Below are 794 nucleotides of genomic sequence, written 5' to 3'. Positions count from 1 at the left end.
GGACGAATCTGGCGGAAGATAGCGTCGGTCCGTCGCATTTGTCCGCACAGTCGGTCCACACCCAGCATTTGGCAGCCGGCGCAGTGCAGGATACCGCGCTAGCCGAGGGAGCAGTGAAGTCGGTACACATTGCCCCCGAATCGATCCAGCCGCAGCACTTGCAAAACGGAACCATTCAGGACGAACACATCGCATTCCAGGCCATATCGACCGATGCATTACAGGATGCGTCCGTGACGTCTGATAAATTGGCGGATGAGGGTGTGACTGCCGCTAAGCTGTCAGTGCACTCGGTACAGCCGTGGCACATTACAGATGAAGCGGTGCAAGCCAATCATTTGGCAGAAGGGACGATCCAGTCTAGCCATCTGTCCCCGGAAAGTGTCACCTCAGCCCACTTGCAGTCTTCGGCTGTACTTGCGAGCCATCTGGCTCCAGATAGCGTGTCTAGTCGTGCGCTACAAGCGGAAAGCGTCACCTCGGAGAAGCTCGCAGCGCGCTCGGTGCAAGGGACGAATTTGGCGGAAGGCAGCGTGGGTCCTTCACATTTGTCTGCACAGTCGGTCCACACCCAGCATCTGGCAGCTGGAGCAGTACAGGACACCGCGCTGGCCGAGGGGGCAGTAAAGTCCGGACATATTTCTCCAGAATCGATCCAGTCGCATCATCTGCATACTGGAACCATTCAGGGAGAGCATATCGCATCCCGAGCCATATCGACCGATGCATTACAGGATGCGTCCGTTACATCCGATAAATTGGCGGATGAGGTCGTGACTGCTGCCAAAATATCT

The 794-nt window shown here is 56.5% G+C and carries 1 pseudogene; it reads left to right on the top strand.

The features are described 5' to 3' along the window. Positions 1–794, top strand: a pseudogene (locus AC5V8P_RS25835) (WIAG-tail domain); the annotation flags it as partial.

The organism is Paenibacillus sp. N119s (assembly GCF_059447605.1).
The sequence above is the reverse complement of the archived record's forward strand: the minus strand, read 5'-3'. Positions and strand labels throughout refer to the sequence as shown.